At 66.5% G+C, this 22,889-nt stretch carries 18 protein-coding genes and 2 rRNA genes; 12 read left to right on the forward strand and 8 right to left on the reverse strand.

What is annotated here, in order from left to right; genetic code table 11:
• Together AC1AYP_RS08395 and rrf are read left to right on the forward strand one after the other, a co-directional pair.
• Window positions 1-126, forward strand: a 23S ribosomal RNA gene (locus tag AC1AYP_RS08395); the annotation flags it as partial.
• Window positions 127-286: 160 nt separating this feature from the next.
• A 5S ribosomal RNA gene (rrf, locus tag AC1AYP_RS08400) occupies window positions 287-403 on the forward strand.
• Window positions 404-659: 256 nt separating this feature from the next.
• On the opposite strand, the gene AC1AYP_RS08405 is transcribed toward rrf, so the two are convergent.
• Together AC1AYP_RS08405 and AC1AYP_RS08410 are read right to left on the reverse strand one after the other, a co-directional pair.
• Window positions 660-1,445, reverse strand: a complete 786-nt coding sequence (locus AC1AYP_RS08405; protein ID WP_476503151.1) for a nitroreductase family protein — start codon at window positions 1,443-1,445, stop codon at window positions 660-662.
• Between the two features lie 207 nt (window positions 1,446-1,652).
• On the reverse strand, window positions 1,653-2,030 hold the full coding sequence (locus tag AC1AYP_RS08410) for a DUF4235 domain-containing protein (RefSeq protein WP_476503152.1): 378 nt from the start codon (window positions 2,028-2,030) through the stop codon (window positions 1,653-1,655).
• 96 nt (window positions 2,031-2,126) lie between these two features.
• Here AC1AYP_RS08410 and AC1AYP_RS08415 point away from each other — a divergent pair, with 96 nt between their 5' ends.
• Complete coding sequence (locus tag AC1AYP_RS08415; RefSeq protein ID WP_476503153.1) at window positions 2,127-2,840, forward strand: histidine phosphatase family protein; 714 nt, start codon at window positions 2,127-2,129, stop codon at window positions 2,838-2,840.
• 79 nt (window positions 2,841-2,919) lie between these two features.
• Here the strand turns inward: AC1AYP_RS08415 and AC1AYP_RS08420 are convergent, their stop codons facing one another.
• Complete coding sequence (locus AC1AYP_RS08420) at window positions 2,920-3,933, reverse strand: LacI family DNA-binding transcriptional regulator (RefSeq protein WP_476503154.1); 1,014 nt, start codon at window positions 3,931-3,933, stop codon at window positions 2,920-2,922.
• A 280-nt stretch (window positions 3,934-4,213) separates the two neighbouring features.
• On the opposite strand from AC1AYP_RS08420, the gene AC1AYP_RS08425 reads away from it, so the two are divergent.
• Together AC1AYP_RS08425 and AC1AYP_RS08430 are read left to right on the forward strand one after the other, a co-directional pair.
• Complete coding sequence (locus tag AC1AYP_RS08425; protein WP_476503155.1) at window positions 4,214-4,873, forward strand: hypothetical protein; 660 nt, start codon at window positions 4,214-4,216, stop codon at window positions 4,871-4,873.
• Between the two features lie 40 nt (window positions 4,874-4,913).
• Window positions 4,914-5,324 (forward strand): hypothetical protein, encoded by a 411-nt coding sequence (locus tag AC1AYP_RS08430; protein WP_476503156.1) that lies wholly within the window; start codon window positions 4,914-4,916, stop codon window positions 5,322-5,324.
• A gap of 80 nt (window positions 5,325-5,404) precedes the next feature.
• Here AC1AYP_RS08430 and AC1AYP_RS08435 read toward each other — a convergent pair whose 3' ends face one another.
• The 3 genes from AC1AYP_RS08435 to AC1AYP_RS08445 form a co-directional block, all read right to left on the reverse strand.
• Window positions 5,405-6,685 (reverse strand): sensor histidine kinase, encoded by a 1,281-nt coding sequence (locus AC1AYP_RS08435; protein ID WP_476503157.1) that lies wholly within the window; start codon window positions 6,683-6,685, stop codon window positions 5,405-5,407.
• A 28-nt stretch (window positions 6,686-6,713) separates the two neighbouring features.
• The gene (locus tag AC1AYP_RS08440) at window positions 6,714-7,439 is read right to left on the reverse strand and encodes a response regulator (protein ID WP_476503158.1); all 726 of its coding nucleotides are present in this window, start codon (window positions 7,437-7,439) and stop codon (window positions 6,714-6,716) included.
• A gap of 111 nt (window positions 7,440-7,550) precedes the next feature.
• Window positions 7,551-9,269, reverse strand: coding sequence for a glycoside hydrolase family 13 protein (locus AC1AYP_RS08445; protein ID WP_476503159.1), 1,719 nt, complete (start codon window positions 9,267-9,269; stop codon window positions 7,551-7,553).
• A 225-nt stretch (window positions 9,270-9,494) separates the two neighbouring features.
• On the opposite strand from AC1AYP_RS08445, the gene phoA reads away from it, so the two are divergent.
• Window positions 9,495-11,585, forward strand: coding sequence for an alkaline phosphatase (gene phoA, locus AC1AYP_RS08450; RefSeq protein ID WP_476547515.1), 2,091 nt, complete (start codon window positions 9,495-9,497; stop codon window positions 11,583-11,585).
• A 230-nt stretch (window positions 11,586-11,815) separates the two neighbouring features.
• Here phoA and AC1AYP_RS08455 read toward each other — a convergent pair whose 3' ends face one another.
• Entirely contained in the window at window positions 11,816-13,585 is a 1,770-nt protein-coding gene (locus AC1AYP_RS08455) for an alpha-amylase family glycosyl hydrolase (protein ID WP_476547517.1), read from the reverse strand.
• Between the two features lie 256 nt (window positions 13,586-13,841).
• On the opposite strand from AC1AYP_RS08455, the gene AC1AYP_RS08460 reads away from it, so the two are divergent.
• The 6 genes from AC1AYP_RS08460 to AC1AYP_RS08485 all read left to right on the forward strand — a co-directional run bounded on the left by AC1AYP_RS08460 (window position 13,842) and on the right by AC1AYP_RS08485 (window position 21,618).
• Entirely contained in the window at window positions 13,842-15,077 is a 1,236-nt protein-coding gene (locus AC1AYP_RS08460; protein ID WP_476512504.1) for an extracellular solute-binding protein, read from the forward strand.
• Between the two features lie 208 nt (window positions 15,078-15,285).
• The gene (locus tag AC1AYP_RS08465; RefSeq protein ID WP_476547581.1) at window positions 15,286-16,659 is read left to right on the forward strand and encodes a carbohydrate ABC transporter permease; all 1,374 of its coding nucleotides are present in this window, start codon (window positions 15,286-15,288) and stop codon (window positions 16,657-16,659) included.
• Between the two features lie 80 nt (window positions 16,660-16,739).
• The gene (locus AC1AYP_RS08470; RefSeq protein WP_476533021.1) at window positions 16,740-17,594 is read left to right on the forward strand and encodes a sugar ABC transporter permease; all 855 of its coding nucleotides are present in this window, start codon (window positions 16,740-16,742) and stop codon (window positions 17,592-17,594) included.
• A 193-nt stretch (window positions 17,595-17,787) separates the two neighbouring features.
• Window positions 17,788-19,965 carry a type I pullulanase gene (pulA, locus tag AC1AYP_RS08475; RefSeq protein WP_476547519.1) on the forward strand — a complete coding sequence of 726 codons (2,178 nt, stop codon included), beginning with the start codon at window positions 17,788-17,790 and terminating at the stop codon, window positions 19,963-19,965.
• Entirely contained in the window at window positions 19,958-20,785 is an 828-nt protein-coding gene (locus tag AC1AYP_RS08480) for an HAD family hydrolase (protein WP_476547521.1), read from the forward strand. Before pulA ends, AC1AYP_RS08480 begins: the two co-directional genes overlap by 8 nt.
• Before the next feature lie 53 nt (window positions 20,786-20,838).
• The gene (locus AC1AYP_RS08485) at window positions 20,839-21,618 is read left to right on the forward strand and encodes a TraX family protein (protein WP_476547523.1); all 780 of its coding nucleotides are present in this window, start codon (window positions 20,839-20,841) and stop codon (window positions 21,616-21,618) included.
• Window positions 21,619-21,668: 50 nt separating this feature from the next.
• Here AC1AYP_RS08485 and AC1AYP_RS08490 read toward each other — a convergent pair whose 3' ends face one another.
• Window positions 21,669-22,691: a LacI family DNA-binding transcriptional regulator gene (locus tag AC1AYP_RS08490; RefSeq protein ID WP_476547525.1), complete on the reverse strand. Its 1,023-nt coding sequence runs from the start codon at window positions 22,689-22,691 to the stop codon at window positions 21,669-21,671.
• Window positions 22,692-22,889 lie beyond the last annotated feature (198 nt).

A 22,889-nucleotide genomic window follows, 5' to 3' on the forward strand; every position in this document is an offset into this window, starting at 1 on the left:
ATAAGTATTCCCAGGGAACCACGGTTCCTGAGACCCCCCATGAAGAACACGTGGTCGATAGGCCGGACGTGGAAGCCCCGCGAGGGGTGGAGCCGACCGGTACTAACGGGGAAGCGCGACACACTCAATCCCAACCCATGGTTGGGACGGCATCAACCTCTTCTGCGAATGCACGCGACACGGAGCAACCGTGACGTCACAACCCAAACGATCAACATGAAGCGTCCACCATCCGGTCCCCAAGCCACCAGCATCCAGGGAGGAACATCCCTGATAAGAGAAGATTTGCGGCGGTCATAGCCCAGGAGAGACGCCCGGTCCCATTCCGAACCCGGAAGCTAAGACCTGGCACGGCGATGGTACTGCACCCGAGAGAGTGTGGGAGAGTAGCACGCCGCCGCATCACACGATAAGGAAGGCCCTTGGTCGAGCAACAGCTCCCAAGGGCCCCCGCATATCTACAGACACGCGCCATCACCCCCTCAGCCCGCCCCCGGCGGACAGCTCCCCCTCACAAGGGGAGCCAAGGGAGGAACCACAACAACAGACACTGGACCCCCTCAGCCCGCTTTGCGGACAGCTCCCCCTCCAAGGGGGAGCCAAGCGACACAGGCGGGCGGAGGGAATGCATCACACCCGCCGGGGCTCGGGAACCGAACCTAGCGATCCAGGCGGAAGCCTTGGGCGGCGGCCTTGGGGAGGAGCGATTTGCCGCTCACGTCCTGCGTGCCGACCTTGGCGATCTGGTCGCTGAACGTGTCCACCGGGCGGTCCGTGTTGCGCAGGTCGTAGTATTCGTGCACCGTCGCATCGAAATCGTCGATACCGGACAGCACGGCGGCATCGGAACCAGCCGCCGAGTCATCGGCCGGATACGTGTTCTCGAAGAACTGCATCGCACGCGGCATGCGCGGCTTCAGCGCCGGTTCCTGATCCGGCTTGCCGATTGCGATCGCCAGCACCGGATACGTGTATTCCGGCAGATGGCACACGTCGATCAGTCCGGGGATATCGTTGAGCACGGAACCCAGAATCACGCAGCCGAGGCCCAGCGAGTACGCGGCGGTCTCCATCGCGTGCAGAGCGAGCACGGCGTCGTTCTGCGCCTGCGTGAAGCGGTAGCTGGAATCGAGCGTCCACGCGTCGCTGTGCGTGTCGACGCCTTTGCGCTCGGCGATCAGCGCGTTGCGATGCTCGTCGATGACGAACAGATAGAGCAGCGGCGCCTGCGCGATATACGGCTGATGTCCGAATTCGGCGAACTTCGCCTTGATCGCCGGATCGGAGATGCGGATCGCCGACCAGTCGTTGAGATACTGGCTGGAAGCGGCGTGCTGTGCGACCGTTTCCAGCGTGATACGGGTGTCGTCGTCGATCGCCTCGTCCTTGAAGGCGCGGATCGAGCGGCGGTTCAACAGGGTTTCGATAGTGCTGTTAGTAACCATGGTTCCTATTGTCATTCCACCGCTGGCCAAGTACAAGTACATGACGCCGTCAGTGCGTCAGCGTGCCCCCTCAGTCGGCCTGCGGCCGCCAGCTCCCCCTGAAGGGGGCGCGCTCTCCCCCACCCGGCTCCGCCGGGAGCCCCCTCGACAGAGGGGGCCCAAAACGACGACGCCCACTGTGGAGGAGTGCAAGACAGAGGAGTGCCGTCAGTGACGATGCAGCCGGTCGACGATCGCTTCGGAGCCGCGGTTCGAGATGTGGGAGACGAATGCGCCGAACGCGGCGGACAGTGCGGTGAACAGCAGCTGCATGAGGAATCCCTGCGGCGCGTCGGCGGCGAGGCCGCGGCGCACGTTGCGACGGGAGACGCCGCGATTCCAGATGATTTGGAACAGTTTGCCGCCGACGAGTCCCGCGACGGACGGCAACGCCCACTTCACGATTTTGTCGCCCAGGGAATCGGGATCGTTCAATCGGTGTTCGCGCATCGCATCGACCTTCTCATCGATGCGATGGAACGTGTCGATCATCCGATCGGTCGACGACGGCGCCGCATGCGCTCCGATACGCTTCTCTTCGCTCATATCACCCAGTCTAACGGTTCCGTCAGCCGCCCATCAATCGAACAACCCACGGCGATTCAGTGGAGTCGGGAGCGTTCACGGGCTACAGTGGGAGGCATGAACAATCATCAATCGGACGGCACTGTGGCCGTCGACGCGTCCCTCGGCGGCACCGGATACCTTGTTCTTCTGCGCCACGGGCAGACCGCGTGGAGCCAATCGGGGCAGCACACCGGACGTACCGACATCCCGCTGACCGAGGTCGGCAGGCAGCAGGCCGTGGACGCCGGCAAGCGTCTCGAGGCCGCGTTCCCCGGCGGATTCGACGAAGGCTGCGTATTCTCGAGCCCGCTCGTGCGTGCGCATGAGACCGCCGTGCTGGCTGGTTTCGAGCATCCCGGCACGCTGGACGGCATCGCCGAGTGGGATTACGGAAGCGCGGAAGGCCGCACGCGTCAGCAGATCAGCGAACTGGCCGGATTCCAGTGGGACGTGTGGCGTGACGGTCCGCGATCGTTGCCGGAGTCGATGCAGGGCGACTGGACGGAGACGCTGCCGGACGGGCGGCAGGTGCCGGTGCACGAGGGCCCGGGCGAGACCGTGGAGGAGGCGGCCGCGCGTGCGCGTGGTGCCATCGAAGCGGTGTTGCCGCTGCTCGAGTCGGGGCATAACGTGCTGTTCGTCGCGCACGCGCACATCCTGCGCATCCTCACGTCGCAGTGGCTGGGCGTCGAACCGCGGTTCGCGCGCCTGCTGCGGCTGGACACGGCGCACTACTGCGTGCTCAGCAAGTACAAGGGCGACAACGTCATCGAACGCTGGAACTGCTAGCGCTGTGTAGCGTCCCGTAGTCCCCTCAGTCCGCTTTGCGGACAGCTCCCCCTAAAAGGGGGAGCTGAAGGGGAAGGCGTCAGCACCGTCCCGTACTGGAACGGACCACGAGTTGGGCGGGCAATGTGCGGAACGGGTCGTCGGGCTTCCGTCCGTGGATGAGGTCGAGGGTCATGCGGGCGGCGATGTGCGCGGTTTCGACCGGATCCTGGCGAATCGTCGTCAATCCGATGTCGTCGGCGTAGAAGCTGTCGTCGTAGCCGATGACGGACACGTCGCCGGGAACGGCGAACCCGTTGCGTTCCAGCTGGAAGATGAGCGGCAGCGCGATGCCGTCCTCCTGGCAGGCGATGGCGGTGGGCATCGTCGGCAGGCTCATCAGTTGCGTGACCACGCTGCCGATCTCGTAATGGCCGTCGTCGTCGACCTGACACTCGATGGCGCGCGGTTCGACGCCTTCCTTGCGGCAGTAGTCCATGAACATGTCGAAGCGGCCGCGCACGGAGAAGCTCAGCGAGACGTCGCGGTTCGTCGTGATGTACGCGATGTCGCGGTGTCCGAGCGTGAGCAGGTGGCGTGCGGCGAGCGTCGCGCCCTGTGCGTCGTCGATGGTGACGGACGCGGCGAATCCGTGCTGTTCGGAGTCGGCGGAGTTGATGCCGATGATCGGCACGTCGATCGACGTGAGTTGCGCGGTCTCGGCGGCGTCGATGTCGAACGAGACGACGATGACCGCGTCGGCGTTGCGGCGCACCGGCAGCATTTCGAAGAACTCGCGCCGCTCCTCGATGCTGGAGATCTGGAAGATCGAGATGTCGTAGCCTTCCGCGTGGAGCACGTCGTTGAGGCCTTCGATCACGGAGGCGGTGAACCACATGCGGATGTGGCCGCTCATCAGCACGGCGATGCGCAGCGATCGGCCGGATTTCAGCGCGGCGGCGGAACGCGACAGGGAGAAGTTGAGTTCGTCGGCGAACTTGAGCACGCGTGCGCGCGTCTTCGCCGACACCAGGTCGGGCCGGGTGAACGATCGCGACACCGTCGAGATGGAGACGCCCGCCGCCTTGGCGACATCCTGGATGCTGCTGTTCATGCGAACCACCTTGTTAACGGAAACAATCGAAACGTATCCAGATTACACGCTGCACGGCATGTCACCCCGGCATATCGGCGCTCGCGCGTGGCATCTTCACGTGGCGTCTTCACCGGATTTTCCGCGCCGCCGGCGACCGCGCAGGCACCGCCGGTTGTGTTGCCGAGCCGCCGAGGCCGCCGTGCACTTTTCTGCAAACCGTCGTCCCGCGCGTGAGGCGTCTTCTATCGTCGATGGTGTACAGGTCATCGAAGACCTGCCATAGCGAAAGGAGCCTCCCATGATTCGCTCGACAAGGATGTGGGCTGTCAGATTGGTCGCGCTGTTCGCGGCCTGCACGTTCGCGCTCGGCGTCCTTCCGGCGTGCGCACAGGCCGAGGAGCCCGTCATCGAACCGGGGTACGTCATGATCGGCGGAATCGAGGTGGCGAAGGGGTTCGGCATCACCACCGAGGCGGAACTTGACGCCCTTGCCATGTCCTCGGTGCCGAAAACCTATACGATCGATCCCGAGACAGGGGAGGACGTGCGTCTGGATCTGGGCTTTGACGGCCCTGAAGGGCGTGTCAGCCCCGAGCAGGCGAAGGCGGTGATGGACGGGACCAAGACCCTCGACGAGGTGCTGGAGGAGTCCGAGGTCTCCCGCAATGCCGATGCCGCGGCCCCGGCTTCCGGCACGGCAGCTCCAGCCGTCCTGGATCGGAGCGGCGGCATCGCCACGTCGTTCAGCACCGCCGGCGCGTATTACGGCTCTCATCACGGTTCCCATTACGACGGTTACTGGCCGCAATCGAAGCGCTTCTATACAGGTGGCTGGTGGGCCAGCGTCGATTTCACCTACAAGGGAGCCCACAACAATACGCGCGTGAGAAGCCCTCATACGGGACTCGAATTTGGTTCAGGCGATCTTGTGGAGGTGACGGGCGTATACATGAGTTGATTTGGAGAATCGAGTGACGGGCCGAGTGACGGAGGCGAGGATGTCCGATCAGTATCAGGAGCAGAACGACCGGCGGCAGCAGAATCTGCGGTTGGGAGTACGCGTGGTGAGCGTGACGATGGCCCTCGCTCTGGGAATCGTCGCCGTGTGGATGACCGTATATCCCCCGAACGCGGCGCACGAATACGACGTCATTGCCGGAGTGAGGGTGTCGCGCGCGTTGCGGGTCAGGACGTTGCCCGAACTGCGGCAGCGTCTCTACCAACCGTACGTGGAGGAGACGGGAGCGGACCCCGCCGAGGGATGCGCCTCCTACGGGTGCCTCTATTCCGTCGACCCGTTGAGCCCGCAGGATGCGTTCCGCTATGGGGCCACACGTTGCCGGCCGTACTATCAATGGGCGTGCGCGACGGATCGGTACCATCAGGTGACGAGCGGTGCCGTCAGCTAGCAACCGTCAGCCGACAACCGTCAGCTAGCAACCGTCAGCCGACAACCGTCAGCTGACAACCGTCAGCCGACAGCCGTCCGCTAGCGGGTGCCCGCTATCCGATAGGGGACTCGCGCGTGCATCGTCCATGCGTCGCCGTCCGTGACAGTCAGCGCGCCATCCGCCTGCTCGATCAGCGTACGGTACCGGGCGAGCCCGGAACGCAGCCCTTCCGCGGACGGCCCGGAATGCTTGGGATGGTCGCAGAGCTCGATCGTGCAATCGGTCGGGGCGAACGCGATGAACATCGTATAGCCCTGCCGCGGGTCCGAGTGTTTGGCGATGTTGCCGAACAGTTCGCGCAGGAAATCGGCGATGAAGGCGCGCGCCGAGGCGGGCGGGAGTTTCGTGTCCCCGATGACGATGACTTCGCCGGAATGCCCGATCCGTTCCAGCTGCAGCCGTTGCCGTTCGATGGTTTCGGACAGTCCGCCGGCTGCCGGCGATGGCACTGGTGGTGCCGCCATCGCCGGTACCGCCGCCGGTGGTTTCGGCGTCTCCGGCGCGTGCGTGCGTCCGTCCAATGTGGCGATGGTCCGGCGCGTATGCCGCAGCGCGTCGATCGCGAGATTCCGTATGATCCTGTACCGTTCGGCGGATTCGTCGGTGGGGCCGTCCGTGGGTTCGCCCGCGTCGGCCAGCTGCCCGTCGATGAGCATGACGATGTCGTTGAGATCGTTCGTGACGTGGTCGTGCAGTTCGCGCGCGAGCCGCATGCCGCGCGCGAGTTCGTCGCGTCGACGGCGTTCCGCGACGGCACGGACGATGGCGTGCCCGCAATATCCGATGACGGCCGACACGGCGACGCAGGCCCCCAACGTGTAGGCGCTGCCGTACCCCATGATGCCGTATGGTTCGAGCCTTCCGTAGATGATCATCAGCGAGGAGAACGCGATGCCGCCCGCGCACCCGGATATCGGATCGAGGAACGTGAGCGAGGCGGTCGCGACGAACGCGAGAAGAAACACGGTGAGCGGCACGGGGAACGCCGTCACCGTCATGACGGCGACGATCGCCATGACGGCGTACCCGCCGTACCGCGGTCTGACGACGTTCCACGCGGAGGCCGCCGCCAACGCGCACAGCAGCGCGACGTTGCGCGGGAACCCGTATGGTCCCCACCCGGCGTCGGCCCCGCCGAATCCGCCGAACACGGCGAACACGTAGTGGGCGGTCTCTCCGGTCGCCGCGAGCCCCGCCGCCAGCGCCATCGCCGACAGCAGGGGATGGGGGCCGGCAACGCGCCGGGCCGTCCGGAAGAACCGGCGCAGAGGCTTTCCGTTGCGGGCCGCGTCGTTCGGTTCCGCATGCGATATCGTCATGGTTCCGTCCCCTCGCCTTGCCGCGATGTCACGCGATGTGGAGCGCACGGCAACGGTCCAGCGCCTCGAGCCACGTGCCGACGCCCAGTTTGCGTTTGATGTTGCGTCGGTGCGACGATACCGTGTTCGCCGTGATGCCCAGGCGCGTGCCGATCTGCCGGGTGGTCATCGCGCCGAGACTCAACGCGACGATGTCGCGTTCGATGGGACTCAGCGGGCGTTGCGTCCCATCCGCGCGCTCGCCGGCGGCGGTCCTGCCGTTCCGTGACGCTTCGCGATGCGTCTGGATCGCTTTGTGGTGCTCCTCGAGGATCCGTTCGATGGTGCCGAGCAGTCGCTGGCCGAACGCGGCCTTGTCCAGCAGCACCGTGATGCCGGCGTGCATGGCCTCGTTGCGATATGCCTCCAGCGCGTAGGAGGTCATGCCGATGATGACGGTGTCGGGCGAGCGTTTGAGGATCTCCGCGGCGACCTGCGGTCCGGTCACGCCGTTCAGGGCCATGTCGATGAGCAGGACGTCGGTCGCCGTTCCGTTCCGACACTCCTGGATCGCGTAGGCGGGCGAGGTGGACGTCCAGATGCTCACGCCGTAGGTGACGCCGCGGCTTTGCGATTCCAGCATCCGTCTGATGCAGTCCAGTGCGAGCGCGTCATTGTCCAATACCCCGATACGCACGGTGGCGGGATGGGCGGCGATGGGCGCGGCGGCCGCATCGGACGCCCGCGCATCATGATCATGGTCGACGGCGCACATGACACCCAGCGTAGTGTCCGGAACGTGGTGAGGGGCGGCTTTGCAGAAAACTGCAAGGCCGCCCCTCACCACATCATCGGAATCGGCGATGAACGTGTCTCGTCGATCGCGTCAGTCGAGGACCCAGACGCTGGCGTCCTGCGGGAGGCGGCCGTCGTCGGTGAGCGTCGTGGAGGCGAGGACGATCTGGCCGGCGGGCAGCGAGACCGGCTCCGCACCGAAGTTGGTGATGGAGGTGAGCGTACGGGCGTCGGTCGCCGGACGACGGTAGGCGATCACGTCGGACCCCATGTCCACCCAGTCGAAGGTGGACGTGTCGCCGGTGGCGGTGAGCAGCTCGGCGCGCAACGTGAGGAGCGTACGGTACAGGGCGAGCATCGACGTCTCGTCATGCTCCTCGGCGTCCGCCGCGAAATCCTTGAACCATGCGGGCTGCGGCAGGTGCGGGGCGGCGGCGGGCGTGCCGTCGGCCTTCTCGCTCGGCGAGAAGCCGAACGACGCCTCGTCGCCGGCCGTCCACGGCAGCGGCACGCGGCAGCCGTCGCGGCCCTTGTCGGTGGCCGCGCGGCGCGTGTTGAACGCGGTCGGGTCCTCGAGCTGGTCCCACGGGATGTCGGCGACCTCGAACAGGCCGAGCTCCTCGCCTTGGTAGACGTAGATGCCGCCGGGCAGGCCGAACTCCATGAGCGCGGCGGCGCGGGCGCGCCTCGTGCCGAGCACGCGGTCCTCGACATACGTGGAGCCGTCGCGCATCAGCCAGTCGTGCGCGAGCTGGTGGTACGGCGCGTTCGGAATCTGCGGCAGGCCGTAGCGGCTGGGGCTGCGCGGCACGTCGTGGTTGTTCATCACCCACGTGGTGGTCGAGCCGTGCGTGGCCGCGGCGGCGCCGAGACCGCCCTCGATGGCGGCGCGGAACTCGTCGGGCAGCCATGCGGCCTTCGCGAAGTCGAAGTTGAAGCACTGGCCGAGTTCGTCGGTGGAGGCGTACAGGTGCTGGTGCTCGGGCACGACCCACGCCTCGGCGACGGCGAAGCGCGGCGGATCGTAGCGGTCGAACACCTCGCGGCGCCACTCGCGGTAGATCTCGTGCACCTCATGGCGGTCCCACAGCGGGCTGGTGAAGTCGTGGCACAGCTGGTTCTGCACGTCGTTCGCGGCCATGTCCGCCAGCGGCTTGGAATCGAGGTCCTTGGCGAGGCCGTGGGCCACGTCGATGCGGAAGCCGTCGGTGCCGTGGTCGGCCCAGAAGCGCAGGGTCTTGATGAATTCGGCGTGGATGTCCGGGTTGTTCCAGTTGACGTCCGGCTGCTGCTTGGCGAACAGGTGGAGGTACCACTGGCCGTCGGGCACGCGCGTCCACGCGGGGCCGCCGAACATGGACTGCCAGTCGTTCGGCGGCAGTTCGCCGTGCTCGCCCCGGCCCTCGCGGAAGATGTAGCGGTCGCGCGCGGGGGAGCCGGGGGCGGCGGCGAGGGCCTCCTGGAAGAAGACGTGCTTGTCGGCGGTGTGGTTCGGGACGATGTCGACCATCACCTTGATGCCGGCCTTGTGGGCGGCGGCGACCATCGCGTCGAAGTCGTCCATCGTGCCGAGCCGCGGGTCGACGTTGCGGTAGTCGATGACGTCGTAGCCGCCGTCGGCGAGGTCGGACGGGTAGAACGGGCTCAGCCAGATCGCGTCCACGCCGAGTTTCTCGAGGTAGTCCATCTTCTCGGTGACGCCGGCGATGTCGCCGAGTCCGTCGCCGTTCACGTCCTTGAAGCTTCGTGGGTAGACCTGGTAGACGACTGCCTGCTTCCACCAGTCCTCATGCATGTTGTTCGCGGTCATGCGGTTCCTTTCCTACTTGACGGCGCGCGGTCGCGACACTGCCGACAACGCGGTTTGCAAACGATTGCATTACCGTATCGTACACCATAATTCATCGTAATTCACCTTCGTTCACGCCGTGTTCGCCTCCTCTCCGCCGAGTCGTGGTCTGGCGGGCATAGATTGCCCGATGACACCGTTGGCAGTACTCATTCGGCAGTACCTACGGAGGAAGAAGAGGAAATCATGGACATCAAGCACATCGCGAGGGCGGCCGTAGCGGCGCTGACCTCGGTCGCGGCGCTCGGCGCGCTCACCGTGCCCGCCGCGTTCGCGCAGGACGGCAAGCAGGTCGCGGATCTCGCGCAGCACGGCGGCGCGCAGCGCATTGCCGCCATCGGCTCCGCCAAGGCCAAGAACGTCATCCTGTTCATCGGCGACGGCATGGGCGACTCCGAGATCACCGCCGCCCGCGACTACCTGCATGGCGCGAACGGTTCGTTCGACGGCCTCGACAAGATCGGCCAGCCGGGCGCGCTCGGCGACACGAACGCCGGAACCGGCCAGTACACCACGTTCTCGCTCGGCTACAGCTCCGACAACGGCAAGTACCCGAAGGCCGGCGGCGTCAACGACAAGCCGGGCGTCATCACCCCGGTCACCGACTCCTCCGCCTCCGGCTCCAGCTGGGCCACCGGCACCAAGACCTACAACAACGCCGTCGACGTCGACATCTACGGCAACCCGCAGCTCAACCTGTTCGAGCTCGCCAAGGCCGCCGGCAAGACCACCGGCAACGTGACCACCGCCGAGATCCAGGACGCCACCCCGGCCGTGCTGGAATCCCACTCCACCGAGCGCTCCTGCTACGGCCCGCAGGGCAAGACCGACGGCAGCAGCAACAACGCCGCCAAGCAGTGCCGCGCCGAACAGCTCAAGGAGAACGGCGGCATCGGCTCCATCTCCGAGCAGCTGCTCGACACCCGCGCCGACGTGACCATCGGCGGCGGCGCCAAGTACTTCCGCCAGACCGCGCAGGCCGGCGAATACCAGGGCAAGACCCTGTGGGATCAGGCCAAGGCCCGCGGCTTCCAGACCGTCGAGAACAACGTCGACGACTTCGCCAAGCTCCAGTACAAGGAGAACCAGCCGATCCTCGCCCTGCTCGGCGACGGCAACCTGCCCACCGAGTTCCAGGCCACCCCGGCCCTCGACCAGAAGGCCACGATCGCCCGTGGCCCGCTCCAGTGCCGGGTGAACGACGGTTGGCTCGGCAACAAGACCGCTGACGGCAACTCCGCCTCCCTCGCCGACATGACCAACAAGGCCCTCGACGTGCTCAAGGCCAACCCGAAGACCAGCGAGAACGGCTTCTTCCTGCAGGTCGAAGGCGCGTCCATCGACAAGCAGGACCACGCCGCCAACGCCTGCGGCCAGATCGGCGAGACCGACGACCTCGACAAGGCCATCTCCGCCGCCATCAGCCAGGTCGACCTGTCCAACACGCTCATCATCGTGACCGCCGACCACGCGCACACCAGCCAGATCGTCAACGAGCCGCCGGCCTACGCGCTGAGCACGATCCTCAAGTCCCCGGTCGACGGCGCCCAGATCGTCATCTCCTACGGCACCGCCACCCAGGCCGATCCCGACGCGTCCGACCCCTCCAAGGGCTACAACGACGGCGGCATGGAGCACACCGGCACCCAGCTGCGCATCGCCGCCTCCGGCCCCGGCGCACAGCGCGTCATCGGCCTGACCGACCAGACCGACAACTTCTACACGATCGCCGGCGCGCTCGGCCTCGCCACCACGACCGAAGACCAGAAGGCCCTGTCCCAGAACGCCAGGGTGGACGTCGTCACCCGTGACGGCAAGTACTACGCCGACCTGACCGGCTTCAACGGCGACGCGGTCGCCGCCTACGAGCTGCGCGACGGCGCCACCAACCAGGTGATCGCCGCCTCCAACAACAGCACCCCGGTCTCCGGCGTGCGCATCGCCCCCGGCCAGACCACCGAGATCCCGCTGAACCTCACCGAAGGCAAGAGCTACCGCCTGACCGTCACCGGCCGCCAGTCCGGTGCCGTGGCCGCCCCCGAGTTCACCGCCCCCGCCGCCGGCGCCGCCAACAAGAGCGACGGCGACAACAGCGGGAACGCGGCCGCCGGCAACGGCGCCCTCATCGCGCAGGGCCAGGCCAAGCTCGACCGCGGTTCCGCCAACGGCTTCGGTCCGCTCGGCAAGACCGGCACCGCGATCGCCGGCGTGATTCTCCTCGCGCTCGTCCTGATCGCCGCCGCCCTCACCGTCAAGTTCGCGAAGGCCCGCCGCTGAAACGGATTGTCGCGACTGATCGGCTGAGTAAGTGAGTGGAGCCTTGGGGTACGTCCCCAAGGCTCCACTTGTTTTGTCGCGTGGAAACCCCCTCAGTCGGCCTACGGCCGCCAGCTCCCCCTGAAGGGGGCGCAGAGAATGGCCATGCGCTCACGCATGTCAGTTCGCCTTGCGCCCCCTTCAGGGGGAGCTGTCCGGCGAAGCCGGACTGAGGGGGTGTCCGCCACGAATCACCGCAGAATCGCGAAGGATTGCGGCGGGAGAGTCAGAGTGCCGCCGGCGATCGTCGGGTTGCCGAGCGCGAGTGCGATCGTGCGCTCGCCGTCATCGCGTGGAGGCACGTCGATCGTGACGGTGCCATGGCCGGGATTCATCGCGATGATCACGTCATCGATGATCACGTCGCCGCCGGAACATCCGCCGGAAACGTCGCGGCGCGCGCCGGCGGCGTCCGCCTCGCCGGCGTCGCGCGCGACGCGGCGGAAGGCGAACGCGCGGCCGCCGTCGCGGCCCGCGACCACCTCGAAACCGGCGTCCGCGCGCAATGCGGGACTCGCGTGACGGAACGCGAGCAGCGTGCGCAGCCAATGCCACAACGATTGCGGATCGGCCTGCGCCGCCGCGACGGTAGGCGCGTCCGGCGCGGGGTCGACGGGCAGATAGAGGTCGGGGGCCGCCGCGGTGACGTCGGGTCCGGAGACGACGGCGCCGGTCGCGGGATTGGGCGTCGCCGCGGAGAAGCCGAGATTCGGGCGGGAGGCGTCCCACTGCATCGGCGTGCGGCTGCCGGTGCGGATGTAGCCGCCCTCGTGCGTCGGCAGCGGGCGGTAGCGCATCGCGATCTCGTCGCCGTAGTAGACGAACGGGCAGCCGGGCATCGTCAGCAGCATGCCGTACGCGACCTTCAGTTCGCGCTCGGTGAGGCGTTGGCCGACGCGGATCGTGTCGTGATTGCAGGTGATGAGGTCGAACAGGCCGCCCGCGCGCTCGCAGTCGGCGAGCTGCGGCAGATACTGGTCGAGGAACGGTTTGATCGCCGCGCCGGAATCCGCGTTGAAATAACTGGCGTCGCCGTCGCGGACCAACGGGGTGTCGGTGTTGCGCAACAGCATGTTGTAGCCGTTCGGCCAGCCGCCCCAGCGCCAATCGAGATAGAAGTCCATGTCGAAGCCCGCCTGCATCGACTCGTAGGGGCGTCCCCACTCGGCGACGAACGCGGCCTCGGGGAATTCGGGGCGGATCTGCGCGAACATGTGCTGCCATGTGCGGATCGTGAACGGTTTGCCGTCGTCGTCGTGCTTGACGAGACTGTCGGACATGTCGACGCGGAAGCCGTCCGCGCCGCGGGAGAGCCAGAAGCGCATCACGTCGAGCATCGCGTCGCAGGTGGCGAGGGCGTCCGGGCCGAGCGCCGGCTTCTGCCACGGCTGCTTCGGGTGCGCGAACCCGTAGTTGAGCGCCGGCTGGCATTTGAAGAAGTTTAGAATGTACGTGCCGTCGCGTTCGGCCTCGCCGCCGACGAACGGCAGGCCGTCGCCGCCCGCGATCCAGCAGTCCGTCCAGATGTAGCGTTCGGACACGTCGTCGGCCGTGCCGGTGCCGTCCGTGACGACGCGGCTGGCCGGGTCGGGGAGGGCGGATGCCCGGAACCAGGCGTGCTCTTCGCTGGTGTGGCCGGGGACGAGGTCGAGCAGGACGTGCATGCCGCGCGCGTGCGCCTCCGCGAAGAGACGTTCGAGGTCCTCGTTCGTGCCGTAGCGCGGGGCGACCTTCGTGTAGTCGCGCACGTCGTAGCCGGCGTCCTTGAACGGCGAATCGTAGCAGGGGTTGATCCACAGCGCGTTGCAGCCGAGGTCGCGGATGTAGTCGAGTTTGGCGATGATGCCCGGGATGTCGCCGATGCCGTCGCCGTTCGTGTCGTTGAACGACTGCGGGTAGACCTCGTAGAAGACCGCGTCGGCGAGCCATGCGGGACGGGTGTGTCGTGTTGTCTCATCCATGAAAACTCCAATGTTCATGCGGTTTCTCGTCATTGACCAACGATTGCAATTCTAGCAGGGAAACGCGAAATGCGAACGTATGCAGAAATGGTGCTACACTGTGAGCCAACGATGTTCCGCAGCGTTGCAAATACAAGGCATCTCAACGCCCCAAAGCGGTGGTGTTAACGTATTCAGCGATAATGTCAATTCGGCATTGCAAACGTGGTCATCGTGAAGTTGGAGAGTCGACTGAACAGGAAAGGAACGATCGAAGATGATCAGTTGGAAGAAGAAGCTTGTCGGACTTGTCGCCGCGACCGCCATGCTGGCGCCGCTCGCCGCATGCGGTTCCGATTCGGGTGATTCCGCGCAGGGCGCCGACGGCGGCGCCGTCACGCTGAGCGTCTGGGCCCCGCAGGAGGACCAGGACGGCAATGACTCGTGGCTGAGCCAGGTCGAGAAGGGCTTCGAAAAGGCACACCCCGAGTACAAGATCACGTGGAAGAACGACGTCGTCTCCGAAGGCGACGCCTCCAAGCAGGTCCAGACCGATCCGTCCGCCGCGGCCGACGTCTACATGTTCGCCTCCGACCAGCTCGGCGCGCTCATCAAGCTGGGTGCGATCGGCGAGCTCGGCACCGACGCCGCCAAGCAGATCAAGAAGCAGGACGGCAGCCTCGAAGTCGATTCCGTCACCGGCTCCGACGGCAAGTACTACGGCGTGCCGTACACCGACAACACGTGGTTCCTGTACTACAACAAGGCGAAGTTCTCCGACGACGACGTCAAGAGCCTCGACACGATGCTCTCCAAGGGCGTCGTCGCCTTCCCGCTGGCCGACTCCTGGTACCTCGGCGGCTTCTACGACGGCCTGACGCTCTTCGGCGAGAAGGGCAACGACGAGAAGGCCGGCATGGTCTTCCCGAAGGATTCAGCCGACATCACCACGTATCTGGTGGACATGGCCGCCAACCCGAACTTCCACAACAGCGCCGACAACTCCGGCCTGTCCGAGATCCAGGCCGGCACCGCCGACGCGTTCTTCTCAGGCTCCTGGTCCGCCGCCGACATCAAGAAGGCCCTCGGCGACGACATGGGCGTCGCCCAGCTGCCGACCTTCACCGTCAACGGTGAGACCAAGCAGATGAAGTCCTTCGCCGCCACCAAGGCCGCCGCCTACAACCCGAACGCCAAGAACCCGAAGGCCGCCGCCCAGTTCGCCGCCTACCTCGGCTCCACCGAGGCGCAGAAGCTGCACTACACGACCCGCGGCATCATCCCGACCGACAAGTCCCTCGCCGCCCTGACCGCCGATGACGCGGTCGCCAAGGCCCAGTCCGACACGATGGCCAACACCGCCATCCTGCAGTCCGGTCTCGCCGGCATGAACGACTGGTGGACCCCGGCCGAGACCTTCGGCAAGGCCATCGTCAACAAGGAGGTCACGGCCGACAACGCCGCGGCCAAGACCGACGCCTGGGTCAAGTCCGTCGGATCCTACGCCAAGTGATTCCCGCGGGGTCGGGTCCTCCCTCCTTCGGGGCCCGGCCCCGTTCCCTCGTCGGCCGGCAGCGGCCGGCGACGATCGTCGAACATCAACCATCGATCGTCGAACATCAACCATCGATCATCGATCCACACGTAACAATTCCACACGTATCAATCATGTTGAGAGGCGGTAGGGTGCAATGACTTCGGCAACCCTTTCCCCGCGCGAGATGAAACGCCGTCGCAGGATGGGCGCGGACTACGTGGCACCGTCGCCGTATTCGGTGCGCAACGCGTTGACCCGCGGCGACGTGTTCACGAAACTGTCCGCCCTGGTCTTCGGGCTGGGTAATCTCGTGCGCAAGCAATTCGTCAAGGGCGTGCTGTTCCTCGCCCTGGAGATCGCGTTCATCGTGTTCATGGCCGTCAGCGGTGCCGGCTACCTGTCGAAGCTGCCCGGCCTGGGTAGCCAGAAGCAGGGCAAGACGCTCGTCGACGGCTTCTGGGTATACACCAAGGGCGACAATTCGGTGGTCATCCTCCTGTACGGCGTGTGCACCGTCGTGCTCATCGCCGCGTTCGCCGTCCTGTGGGCGGTGTCCGTGCGCAGCGCCTACCGGGCCGAATGCGAGGCCCGCGAGCACGGCCATGCGCCGACCTTCCGCGAGGACCTGCACGAGTTGACCGACGGCCGCGCGCACCAGCTGCTCATGTTCCTGCCGACGCTCGGCATCCTCGTGTTCACCGTCCTGCCGCTGATCTTCATGATCTCGATGGCGTTCACCAGCTACGACCACGACCATCTCGTCCTGTTCGACTGGGTGGGCTTCGAGAACTTCGGCAAGGTGTTCTCCAACAGCGGCGGCACCGTCAATGCGGGCCTGTTCGTGTCCGTGCTGATCTGGACGCTCGTGTGGGCGTTCTTCGCCACGTTCCTCAACTTCTTCCTCGGCCTGTTCTTCGCGATGGTCATCAACCGCAGGACCACCCGGTTCAAGGGGTTCTGGCGCGCCTGCTTCTCGATGTCCATCGCCGTGCCGCAGTTCGTCTCGCTGCTCGTGATGCGCACGATGCTCCAGCCGACCGGCGCCGTCAACCGCCTGCTCATGGAATGGGGGTGGATCGACTCCGCGCTGCCGTTCTTCACGAACGCCACGTGGGCGCGCGTCACCGTCATCATCATCAACCTGTGGGTCGGCATCCCGTACACGATCATGCAGATCACCGGCATCCTGCAGAACATCCCCGCCGACCTGTACGAGGCGGCGCGGCTCGACGGCGCGAACTGGTGGCAGATCTTCACGCAGATCACGATGCCGTACATCATCTTCGTGCTCACCCCGTACCTCATCACCACGTTCACCGGCAACGTGAACAACTTCAACGTGATCTACCTGCTGTCCGGCGGCGACCCGACGCCGATCGGCTCGTCCGCAGGCAAGACCGACCTGCTCATCACGTGGCTGTACAAGCTGACCGTCGACAAGGGCGACTACAACCTCGGCGCGGTCATCGGCATCATGACGTTCATCGTCCTCGCGGTGGTGTCGCTCGTCACCTACCGCAATTCGGGTTCCTACAAGAACGAGGAGGCGTTCCGATGAGCAAGCACAGCGACAAGTCCATCGTCACGGACAGTGCGGCCGGCGCCGCCGACGCGGTGAAGGCCGAATCGCACGGCCTCATGCACGATTCGCGCAAGCGCCGCATCCTCGGCGACGTGCTCGCGCACCTGTTCCTCGCCGTTATGGCGGTGATCTGGCTGATCCCGATTGTGTGGGTGTTCGCGGAAAGCTTCAACAAGAACACCGCGCCGTACACGAAGACGTTCTTCCCGACCGAGTTCTCGCTGGACAACTACATCGCGCTGTTCACCGACAAATCGGTGCTCGACTTCCCGAAGATGTTCGCGAACACGTTCATCGTCGCGTGCTTCACGTGCGTGATCTCGATCGCGTTCGTGCTGTCCGTCGCGTACTGCATGAGCCGTCTGCGTTTCCGCACGCGCCGCACGTTCATGAACGTGGTGCTCATCCTCGGCATGTTCCCCGGCATCATGGCCGTCTCCGCGATCTACTTCATCCTCAAGGCGATGGGCCTGACCGGCGGCGGCATGACGATTCTCGCGCTGATTCTCGTGTATTCGGCCGGCACCGGCGCAGGCTTCTACGTGATGAAGGGCTACATGGACACGATCCCCACCTCGCTCGACGAGGCGGCGCTGCTCGACGGCTGCACCCGGTTGCAGGTGTTCACGAAGATCATCATCCCGATCTGCAAGCCGATGATTGTCTACCAGGCCATCATCGGATTCCTCACCCCGTGGCTCGACTTCGTCATGGCGAAGGTGATCTGCCGCACGCAGTCGAACTACACGGTGGCGCTCGGACTGTGGCTCATGCTGCAGAAGGAGTACATCCAGAACTGGTACGCCCGCTTCGCCGCGGCCGCCGTCCTGATCTCCATCCCCATCGCCATCCTCTTCATCGTCATGCAGCGCTTCTACCAGGAGTCCATGGCGGGATCGGTAAAGGGCTGAGGCCACCAAGGAAGCCCAGTGGGCTTCCGACTGGCCTCAGCCTGAGTGAGGCGACAGCCGAACGAAGGCAGGATCGGGCCCGGCCGCAGGCCGGTCCGTTCTTGCGGGGCCGGAGGAGGGCCGTCACTTGCATATCATCGCGGCGCTCGCCGGCCTGTCCGGCGGGCGCCGCGTTCCATGAAAGGAGACTTCGATGGAGAAGCCCGTGCAGATTCCGGCCGTGGCCGCCGGCACACCCGCCGAGCCGGCCCTGCCGTGCCCCGATCTGCCGGTATACGCCGGCGGCGATTTGGGCGCGCGTCCGGACGCCGCAGGCACCACGTTCCGCGTGTGGGCGCCGACCGCGTCCGGCGTGACGCTGCGGTTGTTCCGCTACGGTTCGGACGCCGAGTCCGCCGTCGAGGAGCCCGCGGCGTCCATCGCCGGCGCCGCGGAATCCGCGGGCGACTGCGCCGGCCCGTTCGCCTCGCGCGACCTCGTCCCCGGCGCGGACGGCACGTGGGCGGCGCGCTGCGACGGCGTCGGCCACGGCGTCTACTACGACTATCTCGTCCGATTCCCCGACGGCACGACGCACCGCACCGCCGACCCGTGGGCGCGCGCGGCCGGCGTGAACGGCCGGCGCAGCATGGTCGTCGACCTCGCGCGCACCGACCCGGACGGCTGGGAGGCCGACCGTCGCCCGCACGTCGCCAGCCACGACCTTGTCATCTGGGAGACGCATGTCGGCGACTTCAGCGACGACATGCACAGCGGCGTCCCGTTCGAGCATCGCGGCACGTATCTCGCGTTCACCTACGACGACACGAGCGTCGACGGCGACGGCGAATTCCCCACATGCGTCGCCTACCTGAAGCATCTCGGCGTGACCGCCGTCCAGCTCATGCCGTTCTACGACTACGGTTCCATCGACGAATCCCTCGCGCACGACGATCCGCGCCACGGCTTCAACTGGGGCTATGATCCGCTCAACTACAACGTGCCTGAAGGCTCGTACAGCACCGACCCGTTCCACGGCGAGGTGCGCATCAGGGAGTGCAAGCGCATGATCCAGGCGCTGCACGCCGCCGGCATCAAGGTCATCATGGACGTGGTCTACAACCACATGTTCTCCACGGACAACTGGTTCGAGCGCATGATCCCCGGCTACTGCCTGCGCCGCCGCGCCGACGGCACGTTCGCGGACGGCTCCGCCTGCACGAACGACGTGGCCACCGAGCATCCGATGATGCGCCGCTACATCGTGGATTCGGTGACGTACTGGGCGCGCGAATACCATATCGACGGATTCCGCTTCGACCTGATGGGACTCATCGACGTCGACACGATGAACGCGATCCGCACCGCGCTCGACGAGCTGCCGGGCGGCGCGACGATCCTCATGCACGGCGAGCCGTGGTCGGCGCGCAGGACCGCGCTCGACCCGGCCGCCGGCGTCGTCCTCGCCGACAAACGCGGCCTGCCGTACCTGAGCCCGCGCATCGGCGCGTTCTGCGATACGACGCGCGACGCGGTGCGCGGCCACATCTTCTATCACAAGGAGCCCGGATACCTGTCCGGCGCGGCCGCCGACTACGCGGACGACATCCGCCATGCGGCGGACGCGTGGCGCGGCACGCCGCACGAGACCGCATCCGTCGCGCAGGTCATCCAATACGTCTCCGCGCACGACGACCTCACGTTGTGGGACAAACTGTGCGCCGCGATGCGCCGGCTCCCCACGGAAGCCGACTACGCGGCGGACGACGTTGACTCCGGCGGCCGGTGCGCGGACCTCATGGCCGCGAACCGGCTCGCCGCCGGCATCGTGTTCACCGCCGCCGGCGTGCCGTTCCTGCTGTCCGGCGAGGAGTTCGCGCGCACCAAGCGCGGCGACTCCGACTCCTACCGCAGTCCCGCCGCGCTCAACCGGCTCGACTGGCGTCGCGCCCGTCGCCTCCACGCATTGGTGGCCCATTACGCGGCGCTCATCCGGTTGCGTCGCGGCAACCCCGCGTACTTCGGCGGCGCGCGCACGATCGTGCCGCGCGACGACGAGACGGTGGTGTTCCGCGTCGGCGACGACTGTGTGGCCGTGAACCCGGTGGGGGAGACGCGCCTGCAGTCCACGGTGGCCCTGGAGACGTCCGCCCCGTACGACGAGGTCGCGAAGATCGCGCCCGACGACTGGCGGTGTCTCTATTGCGCCGCCGACGGGTTCGCGTCCGGTCCGGCAGCGGCATACGATTGGACTGTTCCGTCCGATGGCGCGTCCGGTTCCGATGCGTCGCCCGACGACGACGCGGCCGCCCTGCCGCTGCCGTCCGTGGAGGATCGCGCGATGCCGTTGCCCCCGTACAGCATCACCGTGTGGAGGAGGCGTCATGTCTGAGCCCATGCGCGAACGCCGCTATGACACGGTGTTCTTCGACCTGTACGGCACGTTGGTGGACATCCGTACCGACGAGGAGTCGCCGGCCGCGTGGGAGGCGTTGCGCGAGGTGTTGGAGGACCATTCCGGCGTGACGTTCCGTGACGCGGCCGCGCTCAAGGCCCGGTTCGATGCGCTGGCCGCGCCGGTGCTGGCCCGGGCGGCCGGCGTGCGCGGCGGGAACGCCGAACCCGACCTGCTGCCCGTCTATGCGGCGTTGGCGGCGGAGGATACCGTCGTCGACCCTGCCTCCAGGGATCCGCAGGCGGTCGCGATGGCCGACGTGGGCGACCTGGCCAACCTCGGGCCGATGGTGCTGCCTTGGGCCCTTCAGCTGGCGTGGACGTTCCGTCGTGCCAGCACCAGCCTGCTGCGTCTCTACCCGGGCGCCGAGGCCATGCTCACACGGCTGCGCGAGGCGGGCCTCACGGTGGTGCTCGTCAGCAACGCGCAATCGGGCTACACGCGGCCGGAACTGCGCGGGCTGGAACTGGAGTCGCTGTTCGACGGCATCGTCATCTCCAGCGAGGTGGGCGTGCGCAAGCCGTCGCCACGCATCTACCGCATCGCGCTGGATGGGGTCCTGGCCGACCCGGGCCGCACGGTGATGGTCGGCAACGACGAGCGGGCGGACATCCTCGGCGCGAAGGGCGCCGGCATCGACGGTGTCTACCTGCGCACCGCGATCTCCCCGCAGGATGATCCGCGGTCGAGCGCGTACGCCGTCCTCTCCCTGGACGGGCCCGACTACGCCGGTCTCATGAAGTACCTGGGCGTCTGAGCGCCCGTGGAATGTGCCGGCCGGGCGAGAATCCCGAACGCAACGGAGGAACGATGAACGACACCGAAATGGAACGACGGCGCAAGCAGGCCGCGGGCGGCAGACGCCGCAAAGGCCTGTCCGTATTCCGTCTCAAGACGATCGCCGCGGTGTTCATGGCGCTGTCCGTCGCCTCCACCACGCTCGCGCCGCTGCTGTTCGGCGCGCCCACGGCGGACAACATGACCGCTCTGACGGCCGCGGTCGTCTGCGAGGCCGCGTCCTGGTGCGCGGTGCCGATCTACGCGTGGCTGCTGTTCGACGGATGGCGGCACACGCATGACGTGAGGCGGTACGCGTTGCGCCTGTGCGCGGTCGCGGCGCTCGCCGAACCCGCCTACGACCGGTTGACGGCCGGTCGGTGGTTCGACCTGCGCGTGCAGAATCCCGTGTGGGGGCTGCTGGTCGCGCTCATCGTGCTGGTCGTGCTCGACCGTCTCCGCACGCGGTACGTGGGTGCGATGTGGCGGGCCGCGGCCGTGGCGGTGATCGTGGCCGGCGTGCTGTGGGATCTGCTGCTGCACGTCGGGGTGCGGCAGAGGGTCATGCCCGTGGGCGTGCTCACGCTTGCGTTCGTGCTGGTGTTCCGTTTCCTGTCGCCGCGCGAGAACACGATGATGTTCACCGCGGGCCTGCTGGGCGCGGTCATGTGCATCACGCCGGCCGTGGGCGTCGCCATCCTCCACTACCGCAACGGCGAACTCGGATACCGCGATCGCGATGGACATGCGTGGGTGAAGTGGGTGTTCGCCGTGCTGTACCCGCTGATGCTGTGGGCGGGGTGCCTGCTGTAGATGTGTGCCTGCTGGAGGTGCGGACTGGCGGGCGCCCGTGACGGTTCGGTTCAGCCGTGGTATGGGGCGTCGGTGCCGCGTAGGACGAGTTGTGCCTCGACCGTCTCGTGCGGGGCGTCGAGCGTCTTCCCCTGCATGAGGTCGAGCGCCTTTTTCGCCGCCTTGCGCCCCATCGCGTATGGGTCCTGACGCATCGTGGTGAGATTGAGCGTGTCCGCATACGGGCTGTCGTCGAAGCCGACGATCGAATAGTCGCGGGGTGTGCGGTGACCGTAGCGTTCCAGCTTGACCATGAGTGGAATCGCCATCATGTCCATCTGGCAGCAGATCGCGTCCGGGAACTCGTCGAGCGCCAGCAGGGCCGCCAGCGCGGAATCCACGAATTCGGGGCCGCGCGGCACGGTGAGCACCTGCCAGTCGATGTCGTGCCTGCCTTCCGCCTCCTCGCATGCGCGGACGAACCCGCGCGTGCGGGCGTCGATCGAGGCGTCCAGATTCTTCACCGCCTCCGAGCATGGGTAGACGATGCGGTGGTGCCCGAGACCGATGAGATGCTGCGTCGCCTTGCGCATGCCCTCCTCATCGTCGATACCGACCGACGCGTCGAGACCCTCGTCGGAAGGGGTGTTGATGCCGACGATCGGCACGTGGATGCGGCGGAGCTGTTCCACCTCGTGCGGGTCGATGGCGAACGAGGCGACGAACACGGCGTCCACGTTGCGGCGGATCGGCAGGTTGGTGAAGAACTCGCGCCGGTTCTCCGCCGTGTCGATGTGCTGGAACAGGGAGATGTCGTAGCCGGCCGGGTGCATCGCCGATTCGAGTCCGGCGAAGACCTCGGCGTTGAACCAGCTGGTGATCTCCTCGTTCATCAGCAGCGCCACGCGGTTCGTGCGGCCGGATTTGAGCGCGGTGGCGGAACGCGAGATGTTGAAGTCGAGCTGGTCGGCCACCGCGAGCACCTTGGCGCGGGTCTTCGCGGAGACAAGCTCGGGGCGCGTGAACGCGCGCGAAACGGTGGAGATGGACACCCCGGCCGCCTTGGCCACGTCGTGGATATCGGCCTTGCCCATGGTGTCCTCCTCCTCGTGCGTGCGTTGCCGTGTGGCGTTCCATCATACTGCGAACGTTGCCGTCGCCGTCCGTGTTTTCGAACTTGAGTGGGATGCGCTCAAGATTTTGTGGCGAATGTGGGAATAAAACTTGCGGAGTGGAAGTTGAGTGGTGTAGGCTCAAGTTTTGGAACGGCAAAGGGCCGGGCGGTCGGGCCG

It is taken from the genome of Bifidobacterium sp. LH_424 (assembly GCF_056356895.1).